The sequence below is a fragment of the Actinomyces sp. 565 genome, assembly GCF_010365615.1.
In the GTDB taxonomy this organism is placed as follows: domain Bacteria; phylum Actinomycetota; class Actinomycetes; order Actinomycetales; family Actinomycetaceae; genus Actinomyces.
In genome coordinates this window covers 1-1,309 of sequence record NZ_PIZD01000052.1, presented here as the reverse complement: position 1 = coordinate 1,309, position 1,309 = coordinate 1, and the positions used below count along the sequence as shown (strand labels likewise).

Genomic DNA, 1,309 nt, shown 5'->3' with positions numbered 1-1,309 from the left:
TTCGAGACCGTCCTGTACCGCGTCATCGACGATGAGAACGCCGCCGACACACTGGTGACCACGATGCTCCAATACCACCACGACCAAGTCGGTTCCAACATGCCTACGGCCACGAACCTCGAGGCCACCCTACGCGGGAACTACAGGAACGCAGCCATGACCATGGGCTACCTCGATGGCATTGCCGAGCTGCGTGCGGGCGACAACACTCCGGACACTGTCGATGGGGCCGATATCGACACGGTACTGCGAGCCCAGGCCTATGTTGATGCCGCTAACTACGGCCTGCTCAGCGACGCCACCATGGAGGCGGCTGCCACCGGCAACAACGGTGGTCCCTTCTCCTTCTACACCGAGGTCGACGGGCAACCCACCATCACCGCCCCCGACCCCATGACACCACAAGCCGCCCACGAATACATAAACTGGGAAGACCTGGTCCACGACTCCGTCATGAACAGTCTTGACATCACTATCGCAACGGGCGATCAAACAGGCCGCAAGCAGGGCCATGGCGCAAAGATCACCAAATGAATCTGCCTGCCTCTCGTCTACCAGGTATGCCGACCTCGCAGCCCCTCGGCTCGTCTCGCGGTGTTTGGGCCCGGGTATTCTTGAGCGTCATCGCTTCCGCAGTGTGTCTGGCGCTCACAACTGCTCCGCACCGACACAGGGAATTACCCGGCACGCGACCCCAGGCCCGCGCAGCCCTCTCGCGCCAGCGTCGGCCAGCAGGTCTACTGTTGGTGCTGTTATTGGCCTGCGCCCCTTTGGCGGGGTGCTCGCTGCGGGCGGATCAGAGCGCCCTGGGCATCCCCGGGTTCAGTCCCAGCGCCGCGGGCCACGACGACCAGGCGAATGCCCAGGCCGCTTTGGAGTATCTCAGCCCTGATGGTGAGATCAGCGACGGGAAGTGGGTGCCGGGGGAACAGGCCCAACAGCGGTGGGAGACGCTCGACGAAGGCGATTGGAACCCTGCCGGACTCGAGGAGCTCACTGCCGCCATGGCCGCAGTCTCAACCATGCGCGGCAGTCAGGACGAGGAGACCTCAGCCGCGGCAACCTGGACCACCGCCAGATCAATCAGGTTCCTCACCGACCAAGTACCCCTCAAGGACTACACCGATACAACGAAACAAAACCTCGCCGTCCTGCTCGGCAACTGCCCTGACGAGATCGCCGACATGGCGCGCGGCGGTTCACTCGAAGGAGTTAACGTATACGGTCTGTCTGGCCTCGTGACTGACGCACAGTTCGAGACCGTCCTGTACCGTGTCATCGACGACGAGCACGCCGCAGACACACTGGT

The 1,309-nt window shown here is 62.9% G+C and carries 2 protein-coding genes; both read left to right on the top strand.

The genetic code is table 11. From position 1 onward, the window contains the following. Nucleotides 1-534: DUF6571 family protein (locus tag GZ997_RS08510; RefSeq protein ID WP_162679585.1), on the top strand; the 534-nt coding region annotated here is incomplete at its 5' end. A gap of 338 nt (nt 535-872) precedes the next feature. Beyond that, nucleotides 873-1,309, top strand: a 437-nt coding sequence (locus GZ997_RS08505) for a DUF6571 family protein (protein ID WP_343212308.1), incomplete at its 3' end; no start/stop codon positions are given.